Source organism: Paraburkholderia sp. BL27I4N3, from assembly GCF_003386115.1.
In the GTDB taxonomy this organism is placed as follows: domain Bacteria; phylum Pseudomonadota; class Gammaproteobacteria; order Burkholderiales; family Burkholderiaceae; genus Paraburkholderia.
This window is the reverse complement of the sequence record NZ_QREJ01000002.1, coordinates 388292-404001: the sequence shown is the minus strand read 5'-3', so window position 1 is coordinate 404001 and position 15710 is coordinate 388292. Positions and strand designations below refer to the sequence as shown.

13 protein-coding genes and 3 pseudogenes are annotated in these 15710 nt (G+C 56.0%); 2 read left to right on the top strand and 14 right to left on the bottom strand.

All coding sequences use genetic code 11. The features are described 5' to 3' along the window. Nucleotides 1-462 precede the first annotated feature (462 nt). Nucleotides 463-1563, bottom strand: a complete 1101-nt coding sequence (locus tag B0G71_RS39125) for a porin (protein WP_147308759.1) — start codon at nt 1561-1563, stop codon at nt 463-465. Nucleotides 1564-1821: 258 nt separating this feature from the next. On the opposite strand from B0G71_RS39125, the pseudogene B0G71_RS39120 reads away from it, so the two are divergent. Further along, nucleotides 1822-2688: pseudogene (locus tag B0G71_RS39120) on the top strand (IS5 family transposase). Here the strand turns inward: B0G71_RS39120 and B0G71_RS41155 are convergent. The 7 genes from B0G71_RS41155 to B0G71_RS39090 all read right to left on the bottom strand — a co-directional run bounded on the left by B0G71_RS41155 (nt 2648) and on the right by B0G71_RS39090 (nt 10247). Further along, the gene (locus tag B0G71_RS41155; protein WP_147308758.1) at nt 2648-3199 is read right to left on the bottom strand and encodes a DUF4286 family protein; all 552 of its coding nucleotides are present in this window, start codon (nt 3197-3199) and stop codon (nt 2648-2650) included. The pseudogene B0G71_RS39120 and the gene B0G71_RS41155 overlap by 41 nt on opposite strands. Before the next feature lie 131 nt (nt 3200-3330). Continuing rightward, nucleotides 3331-4224 carry a hypothetical protein gene (locus B0G71_RS41150; protein ID WP_147308757.1) on the bottom strand — a complete coding sequence of 298 codons (894 nt, stop codon included), beginning with the start codon at nt 4222-4224 and terminating at the stop codon, nt 3331-3333. A 1149-nt stretch (nt 4225-5373) separates the two neighbouring features. Continuing rightward, entirely contained in the window at nt 5374-6204 is an 831-nt protein-coding gene (locus B0G71_RS39110) for an amidohydrolase (protein WP_181916971.1), read from the bottom strand. A gap of 270 nt (nt 6205-6474) precedes the next feature. Further along, complete coding sequence (locus tag B0G71_RS39105; RefSeq protein WP_116149769.1) at nt 6475-7230, bottom strand: GntR family transcriptional regulator; 756 nt, start codon at nt 7228-7230, stop codon at nt 6475-6477. Nucleotides 7231-7366: 136 nt separating this feature from the next. Then, nucleotides 7367-7987, bottom strand: a complete 621-nt coding sequence (locus B0G71_RS39100; RefSeq protein ID WP_116149768.1) for a carboxymuconolactone decarboxylase family protein — start codon at nt 7985-7987, stop codon at nt 7367-7369. A 43-nt stretch (nt 7988-8030) separates the two neighbouring features. After that, nucleotides 8031-9212, bottom strand: coding sequence for a CaiB/BaiF CoA-transferase family protein (locus tag B0G71_RS39095; RefSeq protein WP_116149767.1), 1182 nt, complete (start codon nt 9210-9212; stop codon nt 8031-8033). A gap of 93 nt (nt 9213-9305) precedes the next feature. After that, nucleotides 9306-10247 (bottom strand): hypothetical protein, encoded by a 942-nt coding sequence (locus B0G71_RS39090; RefSeq protein WP_116149752.1) that lies wholly within the window; start codon nt 10245-10247, stop codon nt 9306-9308. Nucleotides 10248-10651: 404 nt separating this feature from the next. Between B0G71_RS39090 and B0G71_RS39085 the strand changes: the two genes are divergently transcribed. Further along, entirely contained in the window at nt 10652-11281 is a 630-nt protein-coding gene (locus tag B0G71_RS39085; protein WP_116149765.1) for a glutathione S-transferase family protein, read from the top strand. 191 nt (nt 11282-11472) lie between these two features. On the opposite strand, the pseudogene B0G71_RS39080 reads toward B0G71_RS39085, so the two are convergent. From B0G71_RS39080 to B0G71_RS39055, 6 genes and pseudogenes are all read right to left on the bottom strand, one after another. After that, a pseudogene (locus tag B0G71_RS39080) lies at nt 11473-11633 on the bottom strand (transposase); the annotation flags it as partial. A gap of 101 nt (nt 11634-11734) precedes the next feature. Continuing rightward, on the bottom strand, nt 11735-11869 hold the full coding sequence (locus B0G71_RS42360) for a hypothetical protein (RefSeq protein ID WP_258875841.1): 135 nt from the start codon (nt 11867-11869) through the stop codon (nt 11735-11737). Nucleotides 11870-11956: 87 nt separating this feature from the next. Further along, nucleotides 11957-12259: pseudogene (locus B0G71_RS39070) on the bottom strand (ATP-binding protein); the annotation flags it as partial. Between the two features lie 111 nt (nt 12260-12370). Then, complete coding sequence (locus B0G71_RS39065; protein ID WP_116149763.1) at nt 12371-13399, bottom strand: tyrosine-type recombinase/integrase; 1029 nt, start codon at nt 13397-13399, stop codon at nt 12371-12373. Further along, nucleotides 13396-14373 carry a tyrosine-type recombinase/integrase gene (locus B0G71_RS39060; RefSeq protein ID WP_116149761.1) on the bottom strand — a complete coding sequence of 326 codons (978 nt, stop codon included), beginning with the start codon at nt 14371-14373 and terminating at the stop codon, nt 13396-13398. Before B0G71_RS39060 ends, B0G71_RS39065 begins: the two co-directional genes overlap by 4 nt. Next, on the bottom strand, nt 14370-15596 hold the full coding sequence (locus B0G71_RS39055) for a tyrosine-type recombinase/integrase (protein WP_116149760.1): 1227 nt from the start codon (nt 15594-15596) through the stop codon (nt 14370-14372). Before B0G71_RS39055 ends, B0G71_RS39060 begins: the two co-directional genes overlap by 4 nt. Nucleotides 15597-15710: the final 114 nt, after the last annotated feature.

Sequence of the window (15710 nt, the reverse complement as noted above, 5' to 3'; positions counted from 1 at the left end):
GAAGCTGCCGCGCAGATCCAGCAACTCGTATGTGGAGGGCTCCTGTGGTTGAGCGCTGCGTTTGGCGAACAGATCCGTTGTTGCAATGAACCGTGGGCTGTGCCGCTGCGCGAACCGACTACAGGTCATCGCATCGACGCCCCTACAGTACTAATGACAGGCCCCGGTCTCGACAACCGGGGCCGTGTTCGTTGCGCCGTCCATCCCCTCGAATACCTCCCGATACCGAGTCTCGTTTAGCCTTCGACGTAACAACTACGAACTCCTGCCCTAGCGAGGCTAGACTGTTTGCGTAAGCAGACCGGCCTCTGAACGCGTGATGGGATCGATCCAAACCGGCTTCTCCGCCTTCAGGCCGCATGCCTCGTGAGCCCCGTTACCTACTGTATTTTCAAAAAAACCGCCAAAGACGTCAATCGCGTTCAAGAAAGCGCAAGTTTTCGATTACAGGCGCGATTGGATTTAAAAGTACACGTTTATACCAATATGTGGAACTATTTGCGTTTTGCTTGACGAGTTTCCGACTATGGGCATCACGGCGTTCTGTGCCGTGCCTGATGCGCGTTGATAAGCAATTGTTGCCGTGAGCATTGTCCGTTTGGACAGGAGATATACCTCCCCAATAGTGTATTGTGTCCAAACGGCACCACCTAAAGAAGTGCGTTGCACGGAAAAGCCAAGCGAGTTGAAGGCATTAAAAGAGTAGACGAATCCGCCGTCATATGTAACGAGCGATGCGACGTTATTGCCTTTCTTCATCTTCGAGTCAGTGATATCACCAACAATCCGGATAGGCCCAGCCGTATACGCGCTTCCTATTCCGCCAATCGTGAGGCGATCTAGATAAATAGCTCCGCTGGTCTGGTTAACCGGCAGGCCGAAAAATCTTGATACCCCATATTGAAGCCCGGGATTAACAGGTGCGGCCGCACTTTGTTGAAGTACGACTGCGGCTTTCAGATTCCCTCGTTGGTAGACAATTGCTCCTTGGGAGGTGTGCCCAAGCTTGTTGGTGGTATCCGTAAAACCGTATTGATATTTGATCCGGAAACCCGCCCAATATGGACCTTCATACCGAATACTATTATTCACTTCAGGCCCACCAATCTGATCGGTAGACCCATGATGAAAGGAATAAGCGTCGCCTTGACAAGCACTTGAGAAACACACCAACTCGGACATAAGTCCAACTTGACGGCCCATTGTAACGGTGCCCTTTGAGTTGCTTGAAAGACCTACGTATACCTGGCTTGTAAAACCCCCGGTGCCACCTTGAAAACTCCCATTGTTTGCAAAGAATTCCGTCTCTATGCGAAATATGGAAGATAAACCTCCGCCCAAATATTCTCTTCCCAAGAAACCGAAATGGTCGGAGCGGTACACCGACGAATCCATGATTACTTTCGATTTGCCGTTCGAATTCGATACGTATGTTGGACCAATGTCGATGTTTCCATACATTGTGACGGCGCTGTCCGGAGACACCGCCTGTGTTGATTGAGCTAACACACAATTTGATACGGATACCGAAATAATAAATACAACATAGCATTTTGTTCTCACTTCACGTCTCCAAACTTTTTATATATTTATGTCGCCAGGCTGTTTCAAGTCGATTGAAGTACTCCGTTCGCTCCTCAGAATTTCAGTTTCGAAACCCAAATCCTGCGATATAGAACACGGTATCAGACTAGGCATAGCCCGAATTCTTTCCGACGGAAAATAACCGAGCGGATGCGAAATGTCTGTCTGACGACCTGTGCGGGTTGTGTCACCTAGAGGGTGTGAGGCACTTTTCGCCAGACCTGGTACCTTGGCGGGATGAACAAACGCAAACCCTACCCGACGGATGTATCGGATAAAGAATGGCAATTCATCGCTCCGCACCTGAGCTTGATGAACAAAGACGCGCCGCAGTGCCAATCTGAACTGCGGGAGATGTTCGACAACGTGTTGCGCTAGATCGTGCGCGCGGGTGCGCCTTGGCGCCTGTTGCCAAACGACTTTCCACCGTGGGAACTGCTGTACCAGCAGACGCAACGCTGGATTCAGGCATGCTGTTTCGATGCCATAGTGAACGATCTGCGTTCGGTCATCCGGGTCGCGCAGGGCCGACGGGGCCAGCCCAGCGCGGTCATTTTCGATGGACGAACGTTGCAGTCGACCTGCGAGGGTGGACCTCGCGCCGGTTACGACGGCTACAAGCGTAAGCGTGGCAGCAAGATGCACGTGACGGCCGATAGCTTGCGGCAATTGCTCACAGCGCATGTGACGCCGGCCAACGAACAGGAACGTGCGCAGGTCGGCGAACTTGCATGGCGCGTGCAGCAGGCTACGGGCCAGACGGTAAAAGTAGCGTTCGCCGATCAGGGATATACCGGCGAGGAACCGGCGCAGGCCGCGCTCGAAGGAATCGAGCTTCGGGTTATCAAGCTGCACGAGGCGAAAAATGGCTTTGTACTGTTGCCGCGTCGATGGGTGGTCAAGTGCAGCTTCGGATGGCGGAACCGCCTTCGCCGGCTCGCTCGCCATTACGAGCGCTTGCCAAAGACTATCCCAGGACTTCACTTTGTGGTTTTTGTCGTTCTGATGCTCGTGCATTTTGCATACCTGACTAAAACTGCCCAACACGCTCTTGACAAAGAGTTTATGCAGATCGAAACAGATACCGTCGATTGCCAAATCTGAATTTCTGCATTCGTGCTGTCCACGGAGTAGTTGCTGCGCTCGCCCAGAGGGCCCCTTGCGCGATCTCCGGTGATGCCAAGTGGTAAACTGCGGCATATTTCGGCTCACCGTCTAATGCCTTGAAACGTCTTGCGGCTAGTACGCCCGGCACTCTTGATATGCGAGCTATATGCTCGGTGTTGTACCAGTCGTTGAATTCATCCTCATGGAGTTCGTCGATAGACATCATGTTGATGACAAGGCCCTTTGCATCGCTCGGACAATCCAAGGAACCGGGCATGATCTGCGAGCCCGACCATAATCCGTTATTTGATGACCTGAACAGGTCACAAGTTCTCGATGCTGGCACGGCAGCGAGCAACAGGTGGATCACGGCACCTTGCATTTTTGCCTCGGCTCCTGCGGGCATTCGCCCTCCGGACCAATACTGAACCGAGGGTCCAACTCGTATCTCGCTCGCCAACTCTTCAGCGTTCTCCCTGCAGAGGAAGAAGCCGAGAATCAGGTTCATGTTAGTTTCGGTCATAACGAATTAACTGCGTGTGAATGCACACCGTATTGCAACGCGGACAGTTTAGTCACTCGATGCTGATCTGTCCGGGTTGCTGGTTGTCAAGGTCTAGCACGAAAATTGCGCTGACGCTAGCGCTGGAAATCTTCCTTGGTAATATATGGACTTATCGGCTCCCACCACGATGCTTGGTAGCCACCCGCCTTGTCACGAGGATTCGGCACACTGCCCGCATTTTCGGCCTTATTCAATTCGTCCTCCGCAGCCTGCGCACTCTCAGCTTGAATCTCCCAAATTGTCAGATACGTTTCCGACGGAATGCTGTACTGGCGTCTGGGAGCTGCCTGGGCCTCGACAGTGAGTCGCTGCGCTGCCAGCCAGCCGGGCAACTGGAGAACCGATTGAATTCGTTTGTCGATCGATGCCTGAAACTGAGCGTCCTGATCCGGACTGTGTGGTGCGGAGAATTCCATCAGAATGTAGCGGTTTGGCCGATGCGTATGGTCGTCGCTCGCTGACGGGTTAAACGGCCCTACTCCGTCGGGTCGTGTGATTCGTGGCCCGGCAACCTTATAGGTTACGTATGGTGAAGCACCCGGCGCATAGTCAAACGCCGCTCCGCGCCGAATTTTGCCACCAGAAATTGCCGCCCTGACGGGGCTCGTCAGACTTGCGGATGTACCTCCCTCCAAATCCCAGAGTACGACATGGTTGTATTTTGCGAACCCCACCCTCGCCGATTCCGGCAAGACATCCGGAACCTGCCGAAATCGCTGGGCCCCTTTCCAGCCCTGCAATTGAACCAGATCACCCAAATGTCGGTTAAGGTACCAGTCATTGAATTCTTCTTCCCGGCCAGGAAGCGGATTAGCAAACACCATAAATGAATAGCGTTGTTCGCCTCGGGCAGGCAGGCGATCGCCTGGTGCGCCGGTTGACCATTGCGCGTGCGCTGCCGTACAGATGAACGCGAAAAAAATGGTCCCCACAATTCCTTTGCCCGCCTGTTTTACTCTCAACCGCATACCTATCACCCATAGTGTTGAAACTGCAAAGCGCCTCAGCCGAATGGCTGATGCCGGCTACTGGCCTGTCTGTCACAAAAAGTTCGTAGAGAACGAGGTTTTGTCTCCCTACGCAAGAACGAATAGCAGAGCACCACGAGCTCACCCAAATGCGGCTACTCCGAAACCGGCACCCGACTATTGGAATGTGAGCATCCTAAGTATTAATCGGTAAGGCGGCGAAGGCCCACGCAATAATCGATTCAAAGACTTCGGGCACATCCGTCGTGGCGTAAACGTCTCCCTCCATCGGCCAGACCCCCTACCATGTCGCCCGTCTCCGCGAGGGATCTGGCCGAAGTACACCAACGCGAGGACCCATCTGGAGTGCGCGCATGCGAAGGAATAGTGATCGCGACTGCTGCATCCCGCTCATTGACGCACTCACGATGCCATGACATGGCCGAAGCGGAACGAGTATTAGCGACCGCCTTAGCGCGCCCATTAAGTATGGATACCTTACGACTTAGACGAATGTTTGATCACGATCATACGGCGCGGCAGCGGGGCGATGTCGCCGCCAATCTTTCGTGACTGGCGTCGAGGACCTATCATCGCAATACTCGGAGAGGAGCAATTCGAACTGTTCAGCCTGCGTAACTCAAATTCGCCGCATCGCCTATTAAATCCATTGTCTGTCCGCAAAGACGTTGCCGCAATCGGCTAAAACCCTATAGGCCATATTATTGACTATTGCGATCCGACATTGAACACGACGTGCAACGGGCGTGGTTCGAAACAGGCTGTTTTTGCGTTACAGGGACGAGCGGAGTCTCGCCGCGTTTCTGGCAGCGCAAACGGATTTCGAGAGGAATGGCGTCGCGCGGTGGATGCCGCGAACGCTCAGGCCTGCAGAGGCTGAAGTGGCCCGAGTCCGAGCAGCGTCAGCCAGTGTTCGTGAGACTGGCGGCTCATCAGTTCCCTGGGACTCCTGCCCGTACGTTCGGCGCATCGGCTACGCACGAAACGCCGATGGTTGAAGACAAACTGCAGCATGCCGAGTCAGGCGCGTCCGAGTCATGAAAAGGCTGCAGTGAAAAATGGGGCTCCATTGTCGCCTGTCGCACCCCGCGTCACCCAATGTGTAACGCAGCTCCGAACCACGCCCGCTCATGCTTTCCAGTTCAGGACGGTAGCCGCGGTTTTTCCAAGAATCCAAATCTTGTCGTCGGCCGAAAGGAAACCAAGTCCATCTGTGACATGCCGGAGACAATCTGTGTAATTCGTCAGATTGGTACGATCCGATCCCCACATGATGCGCCTAGGGCCAACTGCGTCATACATGCGCCGAAGAAAAGGATTGATATCCGTATAAGGGAACGGACCGCGTGAAAGGTTCGGCGCCATCGAAAGCTTGAGCGATACATTGGAATTCTTTGCAAGCTCAAGAACCACGTCCATTTTCGCAAAAGCATCTCTACCTTTTGCGCCTAGGTCACAGCCCATGTGGTCGATCACGAGATTCAGCCCCGGATATCGAAGTGTGACAGGTCTAAGTTTCTCGATTGTGCGACCGGCAAAAATCATGACGGGTATGCCGAAGCGCTCGCAGGCTGCCCAAAATTCGTCCAACATGTCGTCGTCGAGCAATTTTGAATGCGGCGGCCGACTCAACGACATCCTGATCCCTAGCATATGCGGCTGCTCAAGCCATGTTCTGAGACGGCGGGTGACGTCAGGCAGCGTCGGATCGAAACGCCCCATCACCGCGAATCGACCCGGATAAGTATTAGCCGCTTCGAGCCCTGTCTCATTGCTGTTACCCACCCACACAGGAGGGACGATTACTGTTCGATCGACACCAACGGCATCCATCTCTTCGAGCATACTTTCGGCACTGTAACCATCGGGCCAGTCGACTCTCGGGGTCGTAGGTTCCGGCCAGGGACGACCTGCCCGGTGGTTTTCCCAGATGTGTACCTGTGAGTCTATAACAAGCACATACACCTCCTTCCAATTCTCGGCTCAGGGCTCCATGGAAAGAAGGGCTACCCTCGAACTGAATACGTTGAAAATGCCGTCAAAGCAGATTATTCGGAACGTTGATGAGATCAACATTCATTTTCATACGCCAAAGCCGTTAGCGCTGTCGCCATAAAATGAAAAGAACATCAACCAGGGCCGCACGATGAAGCCCTTCCGTGAGCAACCTCCATATCCCAAGAATCGATCGAAAAACTAACCGTTGTCCGCTACACTGCAGAGACTGCCTTAAAGTGCGACCTTGATGTCAAGCCGGACGACATCGCCTCGGTAGACGCCGTTTCCAACGAAAACAATCGTGCCACGATCGTCCGTCGCTGTTCGGTAGACATGCGCAACCGGCGCGTTGAGCGAAATCTGGAGCATGCGCGACAACTCTACATCGGCCGTTCCAATTGTTATTGTCTGGAGTACATCTTGTAGCTTCAGATCCGGCAGGTCCATTAATATCCGCATCGTGGTGTGCTTCTTGAATGCTGCGCCGGGAATACGCCGACTCAACCGCTCGTCAATGTAGGCATCGCCCAGATAGTATGGCTGACCGGAGCGGGAATGGCGCCGACGCCAATGCTGATAGGAAGGCGCGAGAATGCCGACATTGTGCTGAACATTCGTCGGCAATACTCCTTTTTCCGTCTTGAGCAATTCGATGCTGGCTCCATCCTGGGCAAGTAGCAGGCCAGACAGGTTCGTGGGAACTTCGCACCAGAGTTGGCTTTGAGGTCGCTGGATGACGAAAGTGCCTTTCGCGCGGAAGCGCTCGATCAATTTGTCCTCTTCGAGGATCCCCAATGCCTGACGAACCGTAGCGCGAGCAACGGCACATTCCTCCGCCAGCTCGTCCACAGTCGGTATCTGCTCGCCGACAATCCATTGTCCCGATTCAATGCGTCTTCTGAAGAGCGTCGCCAACTGGATATAACGGGCAACGCTGCTGAGACTGAAATCGACGCCTTGTGGTTTGACGCCTGCATAACCGCCCATTACAGCTCCGAATCTAGATAGTCAATGAGATCACGAGCTGTTCGGCCAGCTCATGCGAGGATACACAAGTCTAGCAAAAACACAGATAACTAGCCTACTAGCTTTTTACCCTGCAAAACTGTTCGCGGCGCAAGTCTCACTGATCCATGACCGCTATCGCACAGGGAAGCGTGGGCAACGAAGCCCCGGCGGCCGTTGAATCTCTGAGGGAACGTAGCGGCTCCTCAACACCGTCCGGTAGAGGAATGTCATGCACATTCAGCGTCATGGATACCAGCGTGTAGTATCCCACCACAGCGCCAAGCTCCACCGCCCCCACCGAGCCCCAGCGAGCCATAATCCGCTGATATACATTCTCTTCGACGTTTCCTTCCTGCTGTAACTGGCGCGCAAACTCATAGACATCCGCCTCTTCCGGATCACAAAAAGAAGGTGAGATACCTGCTTGTATTGCCCGCACGACATTGCTGTCAAGTCCTGCACGCAGAGCGGCTTCAGCATGGATGTGCCACTCAAGCTGACTGTTCCAGCGTCGCGCCGTCACCATAATCGCCAGTTCTGTCATGCGGGCGGGCAACGTGGTTCCATAACGCAAAATTTCCCCAAACCGTTGCCAGCGGTCGGCGAGTTCCGGGCGATGTAAAGCCGCACGCAGCGGACCCACCAGCGCTCCACGCGGCCCCCCCACTACTGCCCGATAGACAAGTTCCTGCTCCGGCGTCATTGAGTCGGGAGAGAAAAGAGGAATGCGAGCCAAGTTTGATTCCTTGATAAGTTGTGTAAATTGACTATGCCTCGTCTCATTCCAAGTCGAACTCACGCAATACTTCTTCGGTATGCTGTCCAAGCATCGGCGGTGGTCGATCAAAATTTAGCGGCGCGTTACGTAGTCGGATTGGGCTTACTACTTGCGGCACTGTGCCGGAAACCGGGTGCGCAAGGCGTCGCACTAATTGCCGATGTTGAACCTGGGGGTCCTCGAAAACCATCGGAATGGTATTAATCGGACCGCTGGGAACGCCGGCCGCAGCCAGCAAGGCGAGCCAGTTGGCCATGTCGTCGTCGAGCAACGCTTCGTGGATGACTTCATTCAAGACAGCCAGATTATGAACGCGCTGGGCGTTGGTCGAAAAGCGCTCGTCCGTCGCCAGATACGGCCGGTCTATGACGTCGCAAAATTTACGAAACTGTCCGTCGTTGCCGACAGCGAGAACTATATAACCGTCGCGACATTTGAACACGTCTTGAGGTTGGATATTAGGATGCTTATTGCCGCCGCGCACTGGCGCATTACCTGATATCAAACAGTTCATTGCCTGATTGGCGAGAAATGCAACCTGAACATCCAGCATTGCGATATCGATGTACTCGCCTTTCCCGGTTTCCTTGCGGTGCGCCAATGCGGCCAGTATGGCGACTGTCGCATACATTCCGGTCATTATGTCGACGATCGGCACGCCGACCTTCTGCGGTCCGCCACCAGGTTCTCCGTCACACTCCCCAGTAACGCTCATCAGGCCTCCCATCGCCTGAATCATGAAGTCATAAGCTGAATTGTCCGCCTTGGGTCCATCCTGACCAAACCCCGTGATCGAGCAATATACCAAGTCCGGCTTCACGACTTTCATGTCCTCATACGAAAGACCATACCGAGCCAATGTACCAACCTTGAAGTTCTCGAGCACCACGTCGCATTGCAATACAAGGGCGAGTATCGTTTCCTGCCCTTCAGAAGTTGAAAGGTCGACCGCAACGGAGCGTTTGCCGCGATTGACCGACAAAAAATACGCCGACTCCTTCGACTCTGAGCCATTCCGATCTTTCAAGAACGGGGGGCCCCAACTGCGAGTGTCGTCGCCGACGTCGGGACGTTCGATCTTGATCACATCGGCGCCTAGATCTGCCAATATCTGACTGCTCCAAGGCCCGGCCATGATTCTGCTCAGGTCGAGAATACGGATATGGGAAAGCGGTCCGTTCATGCTGGTATCCGGTAGTTCAATAGTGCCCGCAGGCCCAAGTGGAGAATTCTTCACGCTATGCAGACCGTCGCAAGTACTCTTATCTGCGCGCGCTTATCGCTCTGTCTGGGGCCAGTATGCGAAGGCGACACCGGTCTGTCCCGAGTGGATTGGCATGTAGTCGATAACCTCGGCCTTGCGGTTCATCGCAGCCGCCGCAGTCAGCCATGCGCGGATCTCGCCGGTGCCGGCGCGCTGCGTGTCAGAATCGAAGGCAAACAGGTGCTCCAGCGCGGCGACGTCATTGCGCTGTAATCGCTCCAGAATCCACGTATCCAGCGGAATGTCGACATAACCACGCAGCAACGTATTCGGGTAGTGCGATAACCCGCCCGAGGCGTAAATCGCCGCCCTCTCGGGCCGCTCTGAGAGAATGCCGGCGATCGCCCTGCCAAGTGCAATACAGCGACGCGCCGATGGCATAGGCGCGTAGTATTCGTTGATGAATACGCAGACGATGGGAATCGTGCCCGAAGGATCGACTTCAGGCACCGTGCGCGCAACCATGTGCGAGATACCCACGCCCGGCTTGCCCGCCGGGCGGAACCTGGCCATGCTTGCGATATCGAAATCGCGCTTGATCAACTCCTTGCACAGGTGTCGCGACAGCTCCACATGATTCTGGAAAACCACCTTCTCCCGCTCCGGCGCTGGAATGTCCGGATCGAACGCCGCACGCCCCCACATCTCCTCCGAGCCCGTATAGATCGCCAGCGCCGGGTTATTGGAACTGTTGAACATATCACCCTGGTCGTCACCGACCATGATGATCACGTCCGGCCTGTAATCCGCCAGTTGCTGCCTGAGCGTCGAGAAGCCTGTCCGAATCCGACTCACCAGTGACTGCGCGTATTCCAGTGAACTGGCCTCCCTGCCCGCCGTCTCCGGGAACTGCTCAACCAGATGCGCCGGATAGCCTTTCAAGGTGTCGGCGAAGCGCTCGGCCGGGCGCCACAGCGAGCGCCCGTGAGAGGAAGCCATACCAAAATCAAGCATTGTTCATTAACTCCGTGGGTCGGGTGCGGCATACCTCCAGCACGTGCCGTGTCGCCCAAGGGACCCGTTAGCACCACTGCAGCCGGTTACCGTATTTGAATACTCCATCAACTAAAAGTCAATACTCTGGCCTATAGGGTTTTCACCGCTGGCCAGCATCTCCTCCCCAAATCACAATGCGCTCACCTATACCCAATGTGGCGGCGATATTGTTGCAGAGACGCAACCGCTCATCAAAGACTGTCGCTTCGCTCAAGCAGATCGCATTAGTTGGATAAAAACCCCTTGTGACCAAGCTGGCGCCGCGACCTTTCAGCGAGCCTGACGACTTGATCAATCGAAAGCGATTGTGGAAAAATTACCTTAATCGAAGCGAACTGGAGTAAAAGTTGCCGAATATCCTAATGAAGTTGTTCTGGTCAAGCCGATCGCCCTTTGTGTTCAAAATTATGGTCGTCGCCTCTGAACTCGGAATTGAGTCGCTGATCGAGAAAATTCCCACGGTTGTAAGTGAGAAACCCCCTCTACTACTGGAAGCCAATCCGCTCGGACAAATTCCAACACTGGTTCGCAACGATGGTCGACCACTCGCGGATTCCCCTGTGATCTGTGAATACCTCGAGGTGCATTTTGGAGAAGGTCGGTTGTTCCCGAACGATCCCGAGGCCCGATGGCAGGCACTTGCCTGGCAGTCTCTTGCCGACGGGATGATCCAGGCCAGCCTGTTGCGCAATAAAGAAATCAGTCGTGCTGCTGACGCGTCTCTGCGGGATCAGTTACGCGCGACGCTTCCGGATAAGGTAGAACGCGGTATGGATCGCATTGAGCGCGACATCGAGGGTCTATCTGGAGAACCGTTTGGCATCGCACAGATTGCAATTGGGTCAGCGCTTGCTTACGTTGATTTCCGAAGTGCTCATATCGATTGGCGAAGCCGTCTTCCAAAGACTGCATCGTGGATGGCTCAATTCTACGGTAGGCCCTCCGTTGCGCAGAACGCACTGTACGACGAGCGAAGTGCCGGCCCATGCTGACGACGCGGCAGGTGCACCAGGTCAAGTCTTCCGGCTCGCTCTACCTGGCGTAACGCGCGAATTCGACTGGCGTTGCTGCATGAATCGAATATGAAGACAAAGGGGCTCCTGTGATCGGTCAATAAGGCGATGCGAACGGACTGCGGGCGTGCGAGTGCCGCCATGCGGTTCAGCACACCCGCACGGATCGACACCTCGGTGGCGTCGACGTCCTGATGCGTCTTCAGCGCCGCGCAGCCTGCCCGGTCTTCGCGTCCATCGCCAGATGCACCTTGCGCCACGTACGCCGCTTCGAATAGCCGTGCTTGCGCACCTTCCATTCGCCTTCGCCGCAAAGCTTCAGACCGGTGTTGACGGCGCTGTAAAACCGCGCTTTTTGGGCGGCGCAAGTCAGGTGACTCGGTCAAGCGCAGTGAGGCCTCATGGGGCCTCTTCGTTTTGATGCAGCGGTGTTCACATTAAAACGGCGGGTCGTGTTCGTGAGTACGCGCGCGGGGCAGAAGAGCGCTGCTCACGCAGCAGTTCGTTGAGCTGAGCGCCGTAGAAGTCGGTCACGACGGCGAGCAGATCCTCGAGCAGTTCGAACACAGCGAGTGCCTGCTCAGGCGTCCAGTCGTCGGGAACGGTGAACGGCAAATCCGCGACGGCGCCCCGACGGCAACAAGGGGCGGTTCATCACGCGGTTTCCTTCTTCGCGGGGGGCTTGCGGGATTTGCGCTGCCTAGCCCGGGCTTCGTTGCGCTCACGCGCTTCCTTGAGCCGATACGATTCGCCCTCGATTGCGATCACTTCTGCGCGATGCACGAGGCGGTCGTCCAGCGACACCACACAGGCTCCGTTCGGGAACACGTCCGACCATTCCTTAAACGGTTTGTTGGTCGTTATGATTGTCGAACGTGCCTCATACCGGCGGCTGACGAGTTCGAACAGCAAGTCGGCATGGCGGTTCGAGTACGAGAGGTAGCCGACCTCGTCAATTCATGTTACACATAACATGAATTGATCTATGTGCAGCGCGCCGTTATGTAGAGTCCGGTCGATCGAGGCATGGTGACAGCCGGTAGCCCGGACGCGGACTCCACATAAGTTTCAGAGCCGCCTCAACCACTCGATAATCGGCAAGCGTTCAAATGTTCGGCGGTCAGTCGGTGCCGTCGTTAAGATGTCGGGGAACACTTGCAGGAGCGCCTGTCGCTTCATGTCGATGTCTGCTTTCGAATAGCGCATCGTTGTATCGAGACTCGCGTGACCAAGCCATTGGCTAATCGTTGGGAAGTCCACGCCCGACTTCAACATGCTGACCGCAGTCGTATGCCTTAGAGAGTGCGGGTGGATGCGTTTCTCCCGGAGCGTAGGTACAACCGCTTGGGCCGCGACCAGATGCTTGCGAAGCAGGTAACGGACCCCAAAGCGGGTAAGCTTGTCGCCGCGATTATTGACAAACAGTGCCGCGTTCACGTCAGGGGGATGCCGGCGCTCTTCGACGAGCCGCTGCAGCAACCTGGCAGTCTGCGGCCAGATCGGGCAGACGCGCACCCTGTTTCCCTTGCCTTGTAGTCTGACCTGGCACGGCCGCTGCACGCGCAGGTCGCACAAACGAAGATCAAGTGCCTCCTGCACCCTTGCACCGGTATTGAACATGAGCGAGAGCAATGCGTAGTCTCGCCGTCCGGCGGCGGTCGTTCGATCGACCGCATTCAGCAGCGCTTCGACCTCGTTCGACTCGAGATATTCGATCGGCGCTGATTGGGCGCCGCGTTTGAATGGAATGCCGAGGATTGCCTGCGACGCCGCCAGGTGTTCAGGACGCTCACTTGCCAGGAACCGCGCGAACGTATGTATCGCGGCGAGCCGGATATTGCGCGTCGCAATGCCGTTGTGCCGGTCTCGCTCGAGAGAGGCCAGGAACTGTGCGACGGATTCCGCGGTGATCGCGGCAAGATCCAGGCATTCAATCCCGCAGTGTCGCTTTGCACTGAGAAATCTCAGCAGGAGGAGCAGCGTGTCGCGATAGCTATGGATCGTGTGCGGGCTCATCCCTCGCAACGTGGGTAAATAATCGTGGAAAAACCGGACAAGGACCCGACCGAGTTCATCGGAATATAAGCGCCGTTTCATCGCTGCTCTCCTCGGACAAGATAACCAAATCGCTTGGCAAACCGATTACTGGCCTGTTCCTGGAGTTCAGGCGTCCAGCGCAAATAGTAGGCCGTCGACACGATCGAGACGTGACCCATGTAAAGTGCGAGCTTTGGCAGATTGGACTGCACGTCCGCGCCCTGTCGGTACCATCGCGTCAGCGCTTCGATTGCAAAGGAGTGCCTAAAATCCTGAATACGGGGAACTCTTCCATCCGCGTCCCGTATGTCAGCGCCTTTCAGTAATCCCCTGATACCTTCACGCAATCCTTCTCCGGTGTAGCCTCGCAGACCATGGTGCATGTTGCACAGTAACGGGGACGACGGCGTCGTGTCGAGCGGAGTAGCCAAGCGGTGCACGAGGTAGCGGCGTAGTTCCCGCCGTGCACCGCACGAAAGCGGAACCCACCTCGACTTGTGAAACTTCGATTCCCGTACGCGCAGTACCCCGGCGTGGGCGTCCACATCGGCCAGCGTCAACCGTACCAATTCCCTTCGCCTGAGCCCGGCGGTGTACAGCAGTACAAGCGCCAGGCGCAGGACATATGGTCGTAGTGGCGATATCGCCGTGGCTTCCCGCGTGCCCGCAAGTTCGAGTAACTGACCAACCTGCGCAGGAGTCAAGATAACGGGTGCGGCGTGCGGTTGCGGGCGTGCAAACCGGTTGATGTCCGGTACGAAACACCGGGGCTCGGTACGTTGCCGGTAGAGGCAGAAGTTGCGCACTGCAACCTGGCGGGCGCGGCGCACATTCGCGGTGAGCGACTCGAACATCCTGCACCACGATTCAAATAGCCCGCTACTCAGATCCGATTTGCCGGCCTGGACCAGGAAGTCCGTCAGCGAGCGCAAGGTACGCTCCTGCATATCGTATTGACGTCCCAGTGCTCGGCGGTGCGCAAGATACCGATGGATGACGGGATCGAGCGCGGTTGACGTAGTATGGTCATTCATGATGCCCCCTTCCTCGAGGCGTGGCCACAACAAGGGACGGGTAAGGCGACGTGTCGCAGCGCCTCCACATGCAGGCGAAGATAGACGCACGTGCTCTCAAGGCAGTCGTGACCAAGCAGATCACCGATCGTCTTCACGCCGACGCCTCGCTCAAGCAGGCGCATGGCAAAGCTATGCCTCAGGCAGTAGGGGCTGGTCTGCTGGATGGGCAGACCACTGAGCCGTGCGCGCTTGGCGTAGATGTCGTCGACCGTTGCAGCCTTGATCGGACCAGCCGGGCAACGCACTCTCAGGAATAACTGACGCGTGTTCGTCAACGGCGGGCGACGGCGTAGATAGCGCTCGAGCACGCGCCGCGTCCGACCGTTCAGTGGCAGGATTAATACCGACCGGGTCTTGCACTGGTCTACGCGCACGGTGTCCTTCTCCCAGTCAATCGAGTCGAGCTTCATGCCAGCAACTTCTGTTGGGCGCAAGCCGTAATAGGCCATCAGGTAGAGGATCGCGTGATCACGGCAACCCTCAACACTCGAACGGTCGATCGAATGAAGGAGCTTGCATACCGTCCTCCAATTGAGCGCCCGTGGTGGGAGTTCCCCGCGATAGGTACGCGGCGTGTCGATGACGTCGAGCCGATTCCTCGTGTAGCCTCGATCGACGCAGAAGCTCAGAAAGGCGCGAAGGTGTGCAACCGTATGCTGAAGACTTTGACGGCAATAACGCTTGCCGGTTTGATCGATAAAGCGCTCGACGTCGTCGGATCTAACGCTCGCAAGGCGCCTACGCCCCGAACATGCACTCGCCAGGAAGCCGGTAATCGTGCTCAGGTGCTGCTCAACCGTGGAAGAAGACAGCCCACGCAGATCAATGAGGTGCGAACGGTATTGTGAAACGAGCGGGTCGAATCGGCCGGGCTTTGCGACCGGAGCAAAGAGGCCTCGATCGGTTAGAAAGCGTGCCGCCGCTCGCTGCGTGGCGCGGTATAACGTCTCGTGCGACCACGGTGCGAACCAGCGCGACAGCGCAGTCGAGGTAATCGGGCAGATGGTGCCGGCCGCGACGCGGTTATAGTCGAGTACCTCACGGAACCGGTGTACGTGGCGCTTTGCGCAGATGCGCGTATAGCCGCGCTCGACGACCCACGCCGCAAAATTGCGGACTAGTGGTCCTTGCGGGCCGGCAGCATAGCGCGGCCAATCGCGGGGAAAGAGAAATTCCAGCATGTGATTCTCCCATTCAAGTGAACGGAAAAATCACAGTAACTCGTTCCAGTTATGTGTAGTACTGGGGCCTTAAAGCCCCAGCGGAGTATGGTCGCGGCGAGCGACTGCACATAA